This window comes from Ruegeria sp. AH3, from assembly GCF_056536265.1.
The window spans coordinates 1,756,243-1,772,000 of the sequence record NZ_JBQFJL010000001.1 but is presented as its reverse complement, the minus strand read 5'-3'; the positions used below and the strand labels follow the sequence as shown (position 1 = coordinate 1,772,000).

Sequence of the window (15,758 nt, the reverse complement as noted above, 5' to 3'; positions counted from 1 at the left end):
GGATGCTAAAGACCCGATGCTGCGCGCCCTTGATATCCGCGACATGCTGATCATCGACCGGTTGGAACTGACCTTCCAGCCGGGTCTGAACGCTTTGACCGGTGAAACCGGCGCGGGCAAATCGATCCTGCTGGATTCTCTGGGTTTTGTGCTGGGCTGGCGCGGGCGCGCCGAACTGGTCCGTCAGGGCGCGGCGCAGGGCGAGGTTGTGGCCGAATTTGAACTGCCCGACGATCACCCCGCTCATGCGGTTCTGGCCGAGGCCGGTTTGCCCGGTGGAGAGGAACTGATCCTGCGCCGTGTCAACACTGCCGAGGGTCGCAAGACCGCCTGGGTCAACGATCGCCGCTGCTCGGGCGAGGTGCTGCGTGCCTTATCGGAAACCCTGATCGAGCTGCACGGCCAGCATGATGACCGGGGCCTGCTGAACCCGCGCGGCCACCGCGCGATGCTTGATGCTTATGCCGGGACAGGGGATCGGCTTGCCGCCGTGCGCGCCGCGTGGTCCGAAACGTCTCGTGCCCGCAAGGCACTGGCCCAGACCGAAGCGACGCTGGAAGCCATGCGCGCCGAAGAGGAATTCCTGCGCCATTCCGTGGCTGAGCTGGATCAGCTTGACCCGCAGCCGGGTGAGGATGCCGAGCTCGACGCCCGTCGTCGCATGATGCAGGGGGCGGAACGCATCCGCGATGACGTGGCCCGCGCCTTCGCGCTGCTGGGCGGCGACGGGGCCGAGGGCGCGATGGCCGACGCCGTCCGCTGGCTCGAAGGCGTATCCGACAGTGCAGGCGGTCAGTTGGAAGAGCCTATCGCCGCCCTGGGCCGCGCCCTGATCGAGCTGGGTGAGGCGCAGGACGGCGTGAATACCTGCCTGCAGGCGCTCGACTTTAACCCGGCGGAGCTGGAACAGACCGAAGAACGCCTGTTCGCCATCCGCGCGCTGGCGCGCAAACATGACGTGGCCGCGGATGATCTGGGGACCTTCGCCGACACGTTGCGCGACCGGCTGAACCGGCTCGATGCGGGCGATGCCGACCTCAGCGACAAGCGCGCCGCCGTCGCTGAGGCGCAAGCAGCTTATGACGCTGCCGCCAACGCGCTCAGCGAAGCGCGTAATAAGGCGGCCCAGGCGCTGGACAGCGCCGTAATGGCCGAACTCGCGCCGCTGAAAATGGAACGCGCCGTGTTCCGGACCGAAATCACCGCGACCGATCCCGGCCCCGAAGGCACCGACGCGGTCGCCTTCACCGTGGCTACCAATCCCGGCGCGCCGTCTGGCCCGTTGAACAAGATCGCCTCGGGCGGTGAACTCAGCCGTTTCCTGCTGGCGCTCAAGGTTTGCCTGACCGGAGATGACAGCGCCCGCACCATGATCTTTGACGAGATCGACCGCGGCGTTGGCGGCGCCACAGCCGATGCAGTTGGCCGCCGTCTGGCGTCATTGGCGCAGGGGGGGCAGGTTCTGGTGGTGACGCACTCACCGCAGGTTGCCGCCCGCGCGGCGCATCACTGGCGGGTGCAGAAACAGGTGACAGGGGATCAGACGCTCTCGACCGTGATCCCGCTGGCTGAGCCCGACCGGGTGGATGAAATCGCCCGCATGGTCGCAGGCGACACCATCACGGACGAGGCGCGCGCCGCCGCCCGTGCCCTGTTGGATGCATAACGCGCATTCTGTGAACATCTTGTCGTGAACCGACTTTTCTCAGGCCCCCGAGTGGCTTACTAAGGGTCAGGCGACCACGCTAACCGAGGGCCAATGACCCAATCGACCCGCACCGTGCTGCGCAATCAGCTCAACCAGGCCCTCTCGGCGCTGCGGGATGCATGGCGGGTGATGCGCCACCGTGGCCCCAGCCAGATACAATTCTGGTTCATCGCCCTGATTATCGGCGTCGCCGCAGGCTTCATGGCGCTTGGGTTCCGCATGGCCATCGCCGCGTTGCAGGCCTATCTCTACAACACCGACGATATCCTGTACCTCCACAGCCATGCCGAAAAGCTGCACTGGCTCTGGATCTTCCTTACCCCTGTGGTCGGCGGGTTGGTCGTCGGGATCATCCTGAACAGGTACACCGATGATGGCCGCGTGCGTTCGGTCGCCGATGTGATCGAAGGCTCTGCCATCAGCGATGGCCGGGTCGAGAAAAAGGCCGGTATTGCGTCCTTCATCGCCTCGCTGATCACGCTCAGCTCCGGCGGGTCCACGGGGCGGGAAGGGCCGGTTGTGCACATGGCTGGCGTCATTTCGACCTGGGTTAGCGACCGTATCCACGCCGACGGCATCACCGGGCGTGACCTGCTTGGCTGTGCCGTGGCCGCTGCCGTCTCGGCCAGCTTCAACGCCCCTATCGCCGGTGCCTTGTTCGCGCTTGAGGTCGTGTTGCGCCATTTCGCCGTGCACGCCTTTGCTCCCATCGTAATCGCCTCGGTCGCGGGCACGGTGATCAACCGGCTCGCTTATGGTGATGTCACCGAATTCACGCTCGAAACCCCCGGGTCGCTGCAATTTTATGTCGAACTACCCGCCTTCCTGATCCTTGGCCTGATCTGCGGGTTGGTGTCACTGGTGCTGATGCGCTCGATCTTCTTTGCTGAAGATATTGGTACTCATATCCAGAACCGTCTGTCTCTGCCGGGGTGGCTGCGCCCCGGAGTGTCCGGTGCCATGCTGGGCCTGCTTGCTGTCTGGTTCCCGCATATCATCGGTGTAGGTTACGAGACCACGATCCGCGCCCTGACCGGAGATCTGGTGCTGACCACGGCGATTCTGTTTGCGGTCATGAAAACCGTTGCCGTCGCGATCACCATGGGTGGGCGAATGGGCGGTGGTGTGTTTTCCCCGTCATTAATGATCGGAGCGCTGACCGGGCTGGCTTTTGGCCTGATTGCCACCGGCCTGCTGCCCGACGTTTCTGGCACCCATACGCTCTATGCCTTTGCCGGGATGGGCGCGGTGGCGGCGGCAGTGCTGGGCGCGCCGATCTCGACTACGCTGATCGTTTTTGAACTGACCGGAGACTGGCAGATCGGTCTCGCCGTGATGGTCTCGGTCTCGATGTCCACTGCGTTGGCCTCGCGCCTCGTGGACCGATCGTTCTTCCTGACCCAGCTTGAACGCCGCAACGTGCATCTGGCTGCGGGTCCACAGGCTTACCTGCTTGCCATGCTGCGCGCGGGCGCCGTGATGCGGCCCATCGGCGATCCGCGCTCGATCACCAAAGAAGAGGCGCTGGCGCTGATCGAACAGGGCCTCTGCGTCAAGGCCAGTGCTACGCTTGAAGCCGCGATGCCCTATTTCGACCGCGACGATATTCCCTGTATCCCGGTGGTGATCATCGACAAGGAAGGTTGCGAAGAGCCGGTCGGCGCGCTGTACCACATCGACGCGCTCAAGGCCTATAACCGTGCGCTGGCCGCAACCGCGGCCGAGGAACACTCCTGATCAGCCGTCATAAACGCTGGCTACGTCACCCAGATAATTGTCCCAGGCAAACCAGTAAGAGATATGACCCGCCACCCGCGGCAGCTGTGTGCCATCCGGTGCCACAAGAGCCTCTTCGGCGACGGTCCATTTGTTGCCCGCCTCGTCCAGTAACCCGCCATCGGTGGTCGCGCGGAACTGATGCGCGCCGCGCTCATAGGCGCGCACACTGCGTTTCTTGGGATCACCTATCAGCATCAAAGCGCGCCCGCCAATCGCATCATTGATCACCGGCTTGCCCCTGAACGCATCCAACGGCCAGGCCCGGGCCGCCCCGAACTGACGCACCGCGAACACATAATCCTTCTGCCGATGCTGCCTTTGATCGACCAGCGCCGGGAACATCAAATCGGGTGAGGCGAAATACTCGCGATATACCACGCCTGAGCCATAGTTGCGCCGGTGCCCGGTGCTGAGCGACAGCACCTGCGTATCGGGATGCGAAGCCTTCCAGCTGTCCCAGCGGGTGATCACCACCGGACGCTGCTTCAACTCGATCCCGCTGTTCACCAGCGGTCCGACCACCGGCTTGCCCGTGTATTGGTTCCACAGCGAATGCGTCTCACGGTCGAACATCAGCTTGTTCGAGCGATATAGGAACCCCGACGAGCCAAAGACAAACGGCTTGCGCCGCCCCTCGACTTGCGTTTCGAACAAAATCCCCGATCCGCAGAGTGTGCAATAGGCCAATGCGACCGGAACTCCTCCGATCACCTCGTTGAACATCTCGTGCCAACCCATGATCCGCAGCGGATAAGCGCGCACATCGCCATTGATCGAGACACCAAAGACCAGATCGTCGTCTTTCATGTAGTCCGCCCGCGCCGCCGAGATCAGCTTGGGATTGTCCAGCGACGGGATGCCGTCCTTGACCACACCGCCCCACGTGATTTCTTCCAGCCGGATCTTCATCTTGTCGCGCTGCAGGTATTCAGGCCGCAGGAACAGGTCAAAGTTCTCGTCGATCCCCAGCAGCACTTCGCGCTTGAACGGCGCCAATGAGGCATGCGGTACGATCTGGGGATTCTTCTCCTGCCACAGCATCCACCCGAACCAATCGGTGCCGAGCGTTTCTCCGGTCAGTGCTTCCATCACTTCGGCAATATCGACCTCGCGCCGTCGCCCGAACCGCATCGCGGTCAGCAGGGCGGGCACGACATCCGGATTGCCACGGTCCCTGAGAAAGGCCATCCCAGCCTCAAAATCTGTGCGTCCGGCATAGAGCGTGGACCGCACCGCCTCCAGCACCGGATCTTCCTGCTGCGCCCAGAGCTCCGAGGGCGCGACGGCACCGGCCCCCAACAAAGCGGTGAAACTGCGACGTGTGATCGACATGGCATCCTCCGATTGGCTGCAACCCCAATCTGCCCGCAATCGCGCTCACATACACGAAACACCCGCGTGAGCAGGGTGTAATATCAAATCCTGGTTTCGAAGGATTGCCCCGCGTCAGGCCTTGTCTTTAACCTCGTCCTCCGCGACGGGCTCGATCTCTTCCGACGCTTTCAGCGTCAGCGGCGGGTCCTGCGGCTCTTCCGGGATTGGGGCCGGGGCGGCAGGTGGCGTGGTCAGAACCTCATCAGGGCCGGGAACCGCACGCGGCGTGACGGTGCTGTCCTCAGGCTCAGGCTGCGCCGCGTTTTCAACGGCAACCGCCCGACGAAACACCAGCACATTGCGCCAGTTGGTGGTCGATCCGGTCAGCCCCGAGCGTTCTTCGCTAGGCAGCAACTCGGCGCGCTGATACTCCCAGCCATCCTGTCCCAACTGGTTCAGCAATTGCTCGATCGAGGTGGCAAACCGGCCTTCGGGCGTCTTCACGCCTTTCGCCTTGGTGCCCTTTTGCGGAGCGGGGACAACTTTGTATTCGTAGCGCTGCATCAACTGGTCCTGATTGCCGTGTCGGGGCAAGTTAACATTTTGACAGACGGGTGAAAGCCAAGATCACGCCCAGGTGAAATTTGTGGGCGAATTTCGGCCCGCACTGTGGCTTTAGCCTCGCGCTGCCTTGCCGACCAGCGACAGACACAGTTCGGTCGCGACCGCCATATCCTGAACCGAGATCCACTCCAGCGGGCCGTGAATGCATTGCATTCCGGTGAAGATATTGGGGCAGGGCGTCCCGAATTCGGTTAACCGAGAGCCATCAGTGCCACCCCGGATCGGGACAGAAACCGGCTCGATCCCCTGTTCCCGACACGCCTCACGCGCCAGATCGACCGGGGTCATGTCCTTTTCCAGCCAATAACGCATGTTGCGATACTGGTGAGAGATGTCGCAAGTGATGGTCGCGCGCGGCTCGGTCGCCTGCACGGCGGCGCAGACTTGACGGACCAGATCGCCCTGCGCCTCCAGCGCGTCCATTTCGAAATCGCGCAGGATCAGCTTGATCTCCATCTCGGACGAGCCGCCATTCATGTCGGTGACATGGATGAAGCCCTGACGTCCGTCAGTGACTTCGGGCGTCATCGTCGCCTGCGGCAGCGTCTGCACGATCTTCGCCGCCAGATGCGCCGCATTCACCATCTTGTCTTTGGCCAGACCCGGATGGATCGACACGCCGGTGATCTTGATCACCGCGCGGTCGGCCGAGAAGCTTTCGTATTCGATCTCCCCCAGTTCCTGACCGTCCAGCGTATAGGCGAAATCGGCGTTCATATCCTTCGGCAGTTGTTCGGTAACACCGCGCCCGATCTCTTCATCCGGGGTAAAGGCGATGCGAATCGGACCGTGGGGCACATCCTTGTTCTCCAGCAGATGCCGCGCCAGCGTCATCAGGATCGAGACACCCGCCTTGTCATCCGCACCCAGCAGGGTGGTGCCCGACGCGGTGATAAGATCATGCCCGATCTTCTCGGCCAGATAGGGGTGCTCTTCCGGCGACAACACCAGATCGGGATCATCGGGGAAGGTGATTTCACCGCCATTATACCCCTTGATCACCCGCGGCTTGACGCCGGTCGCGTTGAACTGCGGTGCCGTGTCCACATGCGCCAGAAACCCGATGGTCGGCCCCTCAGCCGTGCCGGGAATCGTCGCCATGACCACGCTGTCGCCAGTCATCTGCACGTCTTGCGCACCGATTTCGGTCAGCTCCTGCTGCAGCAGGTTCAGCATGTCGAACTGGATTTCGGTGCTAGGGGTCGAGGGCGAGGTCTCATCGCTCTGACTGTCGATGGCGGCATAGCGCACCAACCGGGTTTCCAGTTCCTGATCGAAACGATTTTTCATGACTGCTCACCTCTCTGACTTGGCGAGATGAGAATGCGCATTCGGGCGAGGAGTCAAGCCGATGGCTCGCCCCTTTTCAGGTGCCTGAAATTAAGTTTTTGTTATGTACAAGTCGAACAAACCCCTGTCTGGGGTTTGTACAACTCGGAAGATTTATGAACCGAGCTTCTTGCTGACCAATTCGTTAACGGCCTTCGGATTGGCCTTGCCGCCGGTGGCTTTCATCACCTGACCGACGAACCAACCCGCCAGTTTCGGGTTCACCTTGGCCTTCTCAACCTGCGCCGGATTGGCGGCGATGATCTCATCCAAAGCAGCCTCGATGGCACCGGTATCGGTCACCTGTTTCATGCCGCGCTCTTCGACGATCTGCGCCGGGTCACCGCCTTCGGTATAGACGATTTCGAACAGGTCTTTGGCGATCTTGCCCGAGATCGCATCCGACGAAATCAGATCAATGATGCCCGCCAACTGAGCAGGAGAGACCGGAGACTCGGTGATATCGTGATCTTCTTTCTTCAGGCGGCCAAACAGCTCGTTGATGACCCAGTTTGCAGCCAGCTTGCCGCTGCGCCCCTTGGCGACTTCTTCGAAATAGGCTGCTGATTCCACCTCGGCGGTCAGCACCGAAGCGTCATAGTCGGTCAGCCCGAACTCGCTGATAAAACGCGCCTTTTTGTCGTCCGGCAGCTCTGGAAGCTTGGCGGCGATGTCATCGACCCATGCCTGCTCGATCTCCAGCGGCAGCAGATCGGGGTCAGGGAAGTAGCGATAGTCATGCGCCTCTTCTTTAGACCGCATCGAGCGTGTCTCGCCCTTGTCCGGATCATACAGACGGGTTTCCTGATCGACGGTGCCGCCACCTTCAACGATGGCGATCTGACGACGGGCCTCGACCTCAATCGCTTGCTGGATAAAGCGCATCGAGTTCATGTTCTTGATCTCGCAGCGGGTGCCCAGATGCGAAAAGTCCTGTGTTTCCTGATACTTCTCATAGGCACCCGGCAAACAGATCGAGACGTTCACGTCCGCCCGCAGGTTGCCGTTCTGCATGTTGCCGTCGCAGGTGCCCAGATACCGCATGATCTGGCGCAGCTTGGCAATGTATGCAGCGGCCTCTTCAGGCCCGCGAATATCAGGGCGCGAAACGATCTCCATCAGGCAGACACCGGTCCGGTTCAGGTCGACAAAGGACATATGCGGGTCCATGTCGTGGATGGATTTGCCCGCGTCCTGTTCCATGTGGATACGCTCGATCCGAACCATGCGTGCGGTGCCGTCGCCCATCTCGACCAGAACCTCGCCTTCGCCCACAATAGGCTGATAAAGCTGGGAAATCTGGTAGCCTTGCGGCAGGTCAGGGTAGAAATAGTTCTTGCGGTCAAAGGCCGATTTCAGGTTGATATCCGCCTTCAAACCCAGCCCGGTGCGCACGGCTTGCTCAACGCAGTATTCGTTGATCACCGGCAGCATGCCGGGCATCGCCGCATCCACGAAAGCCACGTTCGCGTTCGGCTCGGCCCCGAATTGGGTCGACGCACCCGAGAACAGCTTGGCATTGGATGAGACCTGAGCGTGCACCTCCATCCCGATCACCAGTTCCCAATCGTGCTTGGCCCCGGCAATGGTTTTGGGTTTGGGCATTTCGTATGTCAGGTCGAGCATGGCGCGCCTCATTTCCGCAGAAGTCTAAGCCTGCGTATTAGGCCCGGCGCGCCAAAGGGGCAAGGGGCAATGGCGCTTTAGCTCTCTGAGAATTGCAGACCTGTTGGTGTGAAGGTGACGCTCTGCCCGTTGCGCAACTCGTCCCGCAGCAGATTGGCGATGGCTTTCAGCGCGTCGCGGCGGCCACGGGCGGCAAACCGCTCAGCCGAGTTAACACACAGGCTGTTATTGAACCCGTTCGCCGCATGGGCCCAGATCAGCGGATGCAGCTCGGTCAGGTGATCGCGGATCAGCCAGTTCGCGGCCTCGCAGATCTGTTTGCGGGCGATATCGGCCTGCGGGTTCTGGCCCATGCCTTTCTGCAACGTGATTGAGCAATAAGCGGCCAGCAGGTTGATCGTCTCCTGATCCGGACGGCGCGCAACAATATCGCGCAGACCTTCGAGGAAATACTCGACATCGACACGCGCGCAGGCCTCGTCATCCAGCGCGATTGCATCGAACTGAGCCCAGGTATAGCCGCCTGCGCCCCAAATTTTCTGAGTGCGCGCGGCATTGCGCAGGGCCTGAACCTCAAGCTGCGCATAGCTGCCGAACCAGCGTGGCAGCAGATGATTACCCATCGCGCGCATATGGCGGTGGTTCTGCGGGTCCAGTGTGATCAGCGCTTCATACTTGTCAGCCACACGGGTGCGGGGGTCAATGTGTCCGGCCAGCAGGGCGCAGTCCGCAGCAGCGATTGCCGGGCTGTTGGGCAGAGCCTCGCGGCATTGCGGCAGCAGGGCGGCGGCGCGGTCGAAATGTGCCGCGCAGCGCGATTGGTGCAGCGCCGGCAGGGCCTCGGGGTGCGCCGTCCCGCGCCATGCCCAGGCCAGATCGATATGAGCCAACGCCACGACCAGTGGAATCATTGGATCATCGGGGTGGTTCTGAATTTCACCTTCCAGCTCAGAGATCCCGCCCAACAGATCATAATCCGACAGTGCTTTGCCGTCAGACAAGGCGTGCTCGGCTGCCAACACCACATCCGAGCGCGCACCAAATGCCAGCAGATCCGTGATCGGCTGTCCGCAGGGTGTGGCTTTGCGCTCGGCATCCGCTTCGCGCATCTCTTGCGACAACTCGGCCCACATATCCTGTCGCGCAAGATAGCGGCCACGCTCGATCACCTGATGCGCGATCACATCATTGGCATTCGGTTCTGCGATGGGAATATTCAGTTGCCCCGAGGCGACAAGCCATGCGGTGGCATCGGCGACTGACGCAGGCAAAGGCGTTGGGGTGGGGGTAGAAGAACCTAATATACGGGCGAAAACTGCCCTGACAGACCAAAACATGGCGAAACTCGAACTGGAACAAACATTTAACACTCTCAGTTTTGCCAAAAATTAAGCGCAAATCAAGGAAACAAAGCGGTGATATGGAGATTCGGTAATCAATCCCGGTCGAGGCGGCGGTATCGTTTCAAAATACTCTAAAATGATGACGTTCAACCTTAAAACCAGCACGTTGCAGGACGTCTTCGAACTGTTTGTGCGGGGGCAATGATTCATCCGGCAGGCGCAGACGTTTGTCAGATTTCAGCATTGCTGACACGCGCACCGAGAAATCCCAGCGGGTGTCGAACCGGAAATGGTCGACCTCGGACAGCAGGAGTTCACCCTGCCTCTGGCCTGTGTGCCAGCGCAGGGTGTCATCAGTCAGCTCCATTCCTGCGCTGGTATCATTGATGACATCCCACAGCGCGGGCAGGGTGGTCAGGGCCAGCAACGCCACCAGCCACCAGACCGCGTCCAACAAGATCATCAGGCCAATCAGCACGGCATAGATGCCGATCAGGATCAGAGCCGTGCGATGGTTGCGGTTCTGGCGAGTGAACGTAAATACGGTCATGCGCCAAGGATGCGTGAGACCATTTCGGTCGTGTCCCGCGACAGGTCCGGCGTCTCAGAAATGCGGCTCAGCTGCGCACGCATCAGGGCCTGACGGTCCGTATCGTAGCGTTTCCAGGTCTGGAAGGCGCTGCACATCCGGGCGGTGGTCTGCGGGTTCACCGGATCAAGCCGGATCAGCCAATCCGCGAGCAGTTCATATCCCGCTCCGTCCGGCTGGTGGAAGCCCGCATGGCTGCCGGCCAGCGATCCCATCAACGCGCGGAAGCGGTTGGGGTTTTTCCAATTGAAATCAGCATGTTTGGTCAACCTGCGTGCCATCTCGACGGTTTTGTCTGGCCCGGTCATCGAGACCTGCAGGGCGAACCATTTATCCATGACCAGCCGGTCATGCTGCCACTGTTCATAGAAGGCCGCCAACTCGGCTTCACCTTTGCTGGCGCGCAGCAGGCAGGACAGCGCGGTCAGCTGGAGGGTCATGTTGTCGGCGCGCGCGTATTCCTCTGTCGCCTTGATGCCTCCATCCAGCCGTGAAGTCAGTGCCAGCGCCGCACCACCCAGCGCACGCTTTCCGGATTGCTCGGCGTCTGGTTGGTAGGGCTCATCTACCAGTGTTTCACTGTGCAGCCGTGGTAAAAGGTCTTGAACGTGTTGGGCGGTGGCCCGGCGCAAGGTCTCAACCGCGTTCCAGATCGCCGTCGGATCAGGGGTGATGCCCTTGTCGTGCAACGCTGCAGCCAGTTCCGATTGCGTTGGCAGGCCCAGCATCAACGCCCGATAGGCCGGGTCCAGTGCTTCATCGCGCAACACCGCTAGTAGGCCGTCGAGATAGTCGGCATTCGGTGTTGCCTCATCGGTGATCATGCGCAGCAGAGTGTCTTCGGCCAGCGATCGGCCTGCCTGCCAGCGGTTGAACGGATCGGTGTCATGGGCCAGCAGGAACGCACGCTCGGCATTCGAATGATCATGTTCGAGGATCACAGGGGCCGAAAAATCACGCAGGATCGAAGGCACGGGTTTGGCGGCGAGACCAGTGAAGGTAAAGCTTTGCTCGGCTTCGGTCAGTTCGAGCAACTCGGTCGCGTGCACTTCATCTCCGTTCGGGCCCAGCAGGCCCACGGCGACGGGTATGACCTGAGGCTGCTTGTCTGCCTGACCCGGCGTCGGATCGGTCCGCTGGCTGAGCGTCAGGGTATAGGTGCCCTCGGCCCAGTCCTCAGTAACCGAGACGCGTGGCGTGCCCGATTGGCTGTACCAGCGTTTGAATTGGCTCAGATCACGGCTTGTGGTGTCTTCGAACACTTTCAGCCAGTCCTCAATGGTGCAGGCCTGACCATCATGGCGCTCGAAATAGAGGTCCAGCGCCTGTGCATAGGCCTCATCCCCCACCAGACGTTTCAGCATCCCGATCACCTCGGCGCCTTTCTCATAGACGGTCGAAGTGTAGAAGTTGTTGATTTCCTGAAATCTTTCTGGCCGGACCGGGTGCGACAGCGGCCCGTTATCTTCGGGGAACTGCCGCGCGCGAAGGTCGATGGCGTCATGGATGCGCTTAACGGGGGCCGAGCGCATGTCGGACGTGAACTGTGCGTCACGGAACACGGTCAGCCCCTCTTTCAGGCACAGCTGGAACCAGTCACGGCAGGTGATGCGGTTGCCGGTCCAATTGTGAAAATACTCATGCGCGATGATCGCCTCGATCCGTTCGAAATTCATATCGGTCGAAGTTTCGGGGCTGGCCAGAACGGCGGAGGAGTTGAAGATGTTCAACCCCTTATTCTCCATCGCGCCCATGTTGAAATCGTCCACGGCGACGATGTTGAACACGTCCAGATCGTATTCGCGGCCATAGACGTCTTCGTCCCATTTCATCGACTTTTTCAGGGCCCCCATGCCGAACGCACATTTGCCCTCATCTCCGGGGCGGACCCAGAGGTTCAGTTCGACGTCGCGACCCGACTTAGTGGTGAACTGACCTGGATGGGCGATCAGTTCCCCGGCGACCAAGGCAAACAGATAGGCAGGTTTGGGCCATGGATCGACCCATTCGGCCCAACCATCGCCCTTGCCCGTAGGGTTGCCGTTCGACAGCAGCACGGGAAGGTCTCCGTTGATGCGCACGGTAAAAGTGGACATCACATCGGGGCGGTCGGGGTAATAAGTGATCTTGCGAAAACCTTCGGCCTCACACTGGGTGCAATACATGCCATTGGACATATAAAGCCCTTCGAGCGCGGTGTTGTTGCCCGGATCGATCTCGACCTCGGCTTCCCAGACGAAAGGTGCGTCCGGAACCGTCGCGGTCAGACCTTCGGAGGTCACATCAGGCGTGATCTCGACACCGTCAATCGCGGCACGGATCAGTTTCAGGTCTTCCCCGTGCAGGAAAAAGGTCCGGTCTTTGGCCTCCGGATTCGGGCTGAATGCGATGCGAGAGGTAACGCGCGTCGCATGTTGGGCGAGATCGAAGGTAAAATGCACGCTCTCCACCACATAACCGAACGGCGTGTAGTCTTTTAGGTAGATCGTGGTGGGGGCGGCGTCGCGCATCTGGAGACCTCATCGGCTAGAATTCTGGCGCGACGTTATGGTCTTCACCGCGCGGCTGCAACCGACAGGCCGCTTTCTTTGCTGGCTTGAACCGGCCTATGGCGGAACCCAAAGCCGGTAATGGCGATGCAAAAGTTGCCTATCGGAAACGAACGCCCTAATTGAAGAGCGCATACAACGGCACACAATCTGAGGGGATTCGGAACATGAGCAGTAGAGAGACCCGAAACGGGCTGCAACTCGACCCGGTTTTCGTGGACTTCATCGAACAGAAGGCGCTACCGGGAACACAGGTATCGGCTGAGCAATTCTGGTCGGGGCTTGCGCGTTTGGTTGATGAATTAGGGCCGAAGAACCGCACACTGCTCGAGAAACGCGCCGATATTCAGGGCCGGATTGATGGCTGGCACGCCGCGCGGCGAGGTTTGCCTATCGATGCTGTCGAGTATCAATCTTTTCTGCGTGAGATTGGCTATCTGGTAGATGAGGGCGGCGATTTCGAGATCGAGACCGCCAATGTCGACCCTGAAATCGCCCTGACCCCGGGTCCACAGCTGGTCGTGCCGATCACCAATGCACGCTTTGCGCTGAATGCGGCGAATGCCCGCTGGGGCAGTCTTTATGATGCGCTTTACGGAACGGATGCGTTGGGCGATTTGCCGACGGGTAAAGTCTATGACGCTGGACGCGGTGCCCGGGTCGTCGCGTGGTCCAAGGCGTTTCTGGATCAGGCCGTGCCGCTGGCTTTCGGGTCCTGGGCGGATGTGTCCGGGTTGAGCGTTCAGGACGGGGCATTGATGCCGACCCTGGCCGATGCGTCTCAGTTCGCAGGCTACGGTGGCGCGGCTGACAAGCCGGAATTCGTGCTGCTTCGCAACAACGGGTTGCACATCCAGATCAGGGTTGATGCACATAGCGCAATCGGTGCAACCGATCCTGCGGGCATTGCAGATGTACGTCTGGAATCCGCGCTCTCCACCATCATGGATTGTGAGGACTCAGTTGCCTGTGTCGACGCCTCTGACAAAGTGTTGGCCTATGGAAACTGGCTGGGTCTGATGACCGGTGATCTGACCGAAGAAGTCGCAAAGGGTGGCACAACATTTACCCGCAAGCTTGCAAAGGATTTGGCTTTCACAGCGCCGGATGGCGCTTCGGCCACGCTCAAAGGGCGATCGCTCATGCTGGTGCGCAATGTGGGTCACCTTATGACGAACCCAGCTGTTCTGGACGCTGAAGGTCGTGAGATTGGCGAGGGGCTGATGGATGCGCTCTGCACCACTCTGATCGCCATGCATGACCTTCAGCGCGAGGGCGGAAACTCGGTCGAAGGATCGGTCTATGTCGTCAAACCCAAGATGCACGGACCCGAAGAGGTTGCGTTCTCGGTCGAGATTTTCGACATGGTCGAGGACATATTGGGCCTGCCACGCAACACCGTGAAATTGGGCATCATGGATGAGGAACGTCGCACCTCGGCCAACCTCAAGGAATGTATCCGCGCGGCGAAATCGCGTGTGGCCTTTATCAACACTGGGTTCCTGGATCGCACCGGGGACGAGATACATACCTCGATGGAGGCTGGTCCTATGCTGCCCAAGGGCGACATCAAGGACACGCCGTGGATTGCGTCTTACGAGGATCGGAACGTTGATATCGGATTGGCCTGTGGCCTGAAGGGTAAGGCGCAGATCGGTAAAGGCATGTGGGCGATGCCTGATCGGATGGAGGATATGCTGGCGGCCAAGATCGGCCACCCTCAGGCGGGCGCGACCTGTGCTTGGGTGCCGTCGCCCACCGCCGCAACCCTGCACGCAACGCATTACCACAAGATCGATGTATTGGCGCGTCAGGACGAGTTGGCCGCTGACGGTGCCCGGGGTACGCTGGATGATCTGCTGACCGTGCCGTTGCTGGGCGGGCGTAACCTCAGCGCCAATGAGATCACCCGTGAGATCGAGAACAACGCGCAGGGTATTCTCGGCTATGTGGTGCGCTGGGTTGATCAGGGCGTTGGTTGTTCGAAAGTGCCGGATATCAACGATATCGGCCTGATGGAGGATCGTGCGACCTGCCGGATTTCGTCACAGGCGCTGGCCAACTGGCTGCATCACGATCTGATCAGTCAGGAACAGGTGATGGCGGCGATGCAGAAAATGGCCGCTGTGGTCGATCGACAGAATGAGGGCGACCCGGCTTACCAACCTATGGCACCCGGTTTTGATGGGATCGCCTTTCAGGCGGCCTGCGATCTGGTGTTCCGCGGGCGGGTGCAGCCTTCGGGCTATACGGAACCGGTATTGCATGCGCGTCGGCTGGAACTGAAGGCCAGCCACGGCTAAGACATCTTGCAGCGGCAGAGCCGTCCGGCTCTGCCGCAAATTCATAACAAAGGACACCCTCATGCTGGTAACGTTGCGCAAAGCCCGAACAATCATTCGACGCACCCTGGAAAAAGGGCGCGAGATGGAGTTGAAGCCTCTCTCGGTCGTGGTTCTGGACGCGGGCGGTCATGTTATCGCGTTCGAGCGTGAAGACAGCGCGGCACCCGGCCGTTTTGCCATCGCTCATGGCAAGGCTTATGGCGCGGTGATGTTGGGCATGGCGGGCACTGCGCAGATGGCACGCGCCGAGGGGCAGGCCTATTTCATGGCTGCGGTGAATGGCGTCTATGGCGGGCAAGTCATCCCCGTACCCGGTGGCGTCCTGCTGCGCGACCGCAAGGGCGTGGTGATCGGCGCGGTTGGAGTGACAGGCGACACCTCGGACAACGATGCGCAGGCGGCGCTGGCCGGCATCGAGGCAGCGGGTTTAACTGGCGAGATTTGATCTGAGGCCGGGTATGCCCCGATTGTGCGTCGTTGAACACGCGCTTGCGCTGACATGCAGGTCCTGTGCCGTTGCGCGGGGCCAAACCTGCCGATAGGTTTTTCCGA

The 15,758-nt window shown here is 60.6% G+C and carries 11 protein-coding genes; 4 read left to right on the top strand and 7 right to left on the bottom strand.

Going from position 1 to position 15,758, the window contains the following annotated elements:
• The first annotated feature begins 16 nt into the window (after positions 1–16).
• Both recN and ACR3EM_RS08880 read left to right on the top strand, forming a co-directional pair.
• Entirely contained in the window at positions 17–1,666 is a 1,650-nt protein-coding gene (gene recN, locus ACR3EM_RS08885; protein ID WP_480470355.1) for a DNA repair protein RecN, read from the top strand.
• Between the two features lie 93 nt (positions 1,667–1,759).
• On the top strand, positions 1,760–3,445 hold the full coding sequence (locus ACR3EM_RS08880; RefSeq protein WP_480470354.1) for a chloride channel protein: 1,686 nt from the start codon (positions 1,760–1,762) through the stop codon (positions 3,443–3,445).
• On the opposite strand, the gene ACR3EM_RS08875 is transcribed toward ACR3EM_RS08880, so the two are convergent.
• The 7 genes from ACR3EM_RS08875 to pepN form a co-directional block, all read right to left on the bottom strand.
• On the bottom strand, positions 3,446–4,819 hold the full coding sequence (locus ACR3EM_RS08875; protein ID WP_480470353.1) for a DUF3179 domain-containing protein: 1,374 nt from the start codon (positions 4,817–4,819) through the stop codon (positions 3,446–3,448). It abuts the gene before it with no gap.
• Positions 4,820–4,933: 114 nt separating this feature from the next.
• Positions 4,934–5,365 carry a DUF4177 domain-containing protein gene (locus ACR3EM_RS08870; RefSeq protein ID WP_480470352.1) on the bottom strand — a complete coding sequence of 144 codons (432 nt, stop codon included), beginning with the start codon at positions 5,363–5,365 and terminating at the stop codon, positions 4,934–4,936.
• A gap of 111 nt (positions 5,366–5,476) precedes the next feature.
• Complete coding sequence (gene pepT, locus ACR3EM_RS08865; RefSeq protein ID WP_480470351.1) at positions 5,477–6,715, bottom strand: peptidase T; 1,239 nt, start codon at positions 6,713–6,715, stop codon at positions 5,477–5,479.
• Positions 6,716–6,868: 153 nt separating this feature from the next.
• Positions 6,869–8,380 carry an Asp-tRNA(Asn)/Glu-tRNA(Gln) amidotransferase subunit GatB gene (gene gatB, locus ACR3EM_RS08860; protein WP_480470350.1) on the bottom strand — a complete coding sequence of 504 codons (1,512 nt, stop codon included), beginning with the start codon at positions 8,378–8,380 and terminating at the stop codon, positions 6,869–6,871.
• 77 nt (positions 8,381–8,457) lie between these two features.
• Positions 8,458–9,651, bottom strand: coding sequence for a hypothetical protein (locus ACR3EM_RS08855; protein ID WP_480470349.1), 1,194 nt, complete (start codon positions 9,649–9,651; stop codon positions 8,458–8,460).
• A 193-nt stretch (positions 9,652–9,844) separates the two neighbouring features.
• Entirely contained in the window at positions 9,845–10,273 is a 429-nt protein-coding gene (locus tag ACR3EM_RS08850; protein WP_480470348.1) for a hypothetical protein, read from the bottom strand.
• The gene (gene pepN / locus ACR3EM_RS08845) at positions 10,270–12,822 is read right to left on the bottom strand and encodes an aminopeptidase N (RefSeq protein ID WP_480470347.1); all 2,553 of its coding nucleotides are present in this window, start codon (positions 12,820–12,822) and stop codon (positions 10,270–10,272) included. Before pepN ends, ACR3EM_RS08850 begins: the two co-directional genes overlap by 4 nt.
• A 206-nt stretch (positions 12,823–13,028) precedes the next feature.
• Between pepN and ACR3EM_RS08840 the strand changes: the two genes are divergently transcribed.
• Positions 13,029–15,164 (top strand): malate synthase G, encoded by a 2,136-nt coding sequence (locus ACR3EM_RS08840; protein ID WP_480470346.1) that lies wholly within the window; start codon positions 13,029–13,031, stop codon positions 15,162–15,164.
• Positions 15,165–15,225: 61 nt separating this feature from the next.
• Positions 15,226–15,651 carry a GlcG/HbpS family heme-binding protein gene (locus ACR3EM_RS08835; protein WP_480470345.1) on the top strand — a complete coding sequence of 142 codons (426 nt, stop codon included), beginning with the start codon at positions 15,226–15,228 and terminating at the stop codon, positions 15,649–15,651.
• Positions 15,652–15,758: the final 107 nt, after the last annotated feature.

What these genes read in the sequence shown, in the direction of transcription:
- pepN (WP_480470347.1), bottom strand. Translation starts at nt 12,822, where the DNA reads ATGCGCGACGCCGCCCCCACCACGATCTACCTAAAAGACTACACGCCG.
- recN (WP_480470355.1), top strand. Translation starts at nt 17, where the DNA reads ATGCTGCGCGCCCTTGATATCCGCGACATGCTGATCATCGACCGGTTG.
- ACR3EM_RS08875 (WP_480470353.1), bottom strand. Translation starts at nt 4,819, where the DNA reads ATGTCGATCACACGTCGCAGTTTCACCGCTTTGTTGGGGGCCGGTGCC.
- ACR3EM_RS08870 (WP_480470352.1), bottom strand. Translation starts at nt 5,365, where the DNA reads ATGCAGCGCTACGAATACAAAGTTGTCCCCGCTCCGCAAAAGGGCACC.
- gatB (WP_480470350.1), bottom strand. Translation starts at nt 8,380, where the DNA reads ATGCTCGACCTGACATACGAAATGCCCAAACCCAAAACCATTGCCGGG.
- pepT (WP_480470351.1), bottom strand. Translation starts at nt 6,715, where the DNA reads ATGAAAAATCGTTTCGATCAGGAACTGGAAACCCGGTTGGTGCGCTAT.
- ACR3EM_RS08850 (WP_480470348.1), bottom strand. Translation starts at nt 10,273, where the DNA reads ATGACCGTATTTACGTTCACTCGCCAGAACCGCAACCATCGCACGGCT.
- ACR3EM_RS08880 (WP_480470354.1), top strand. Translation starts at nt 1,760, where the DNA reads ATGACCCAATCGACCCGCACCGTGCTGCGCAATCAGCTCAACCAGGCC.
- ACR3EM_RS08840 (WP_480470346.1), top strand. Translation starts at nt 13,029, where the DNA reads ATGAGCAGTAGAGAGACCCGAAACGGGCTGCAACTCGACCCGGTTTTC.
- ACR3EM_RS08835 (WP_480470345.1), top strand. Translation starts at nt 15,226, where the DNA reads ATGCTGGTAACGTTGCGCAAAGCCCGAACAATCATTCGACGCACCCTG.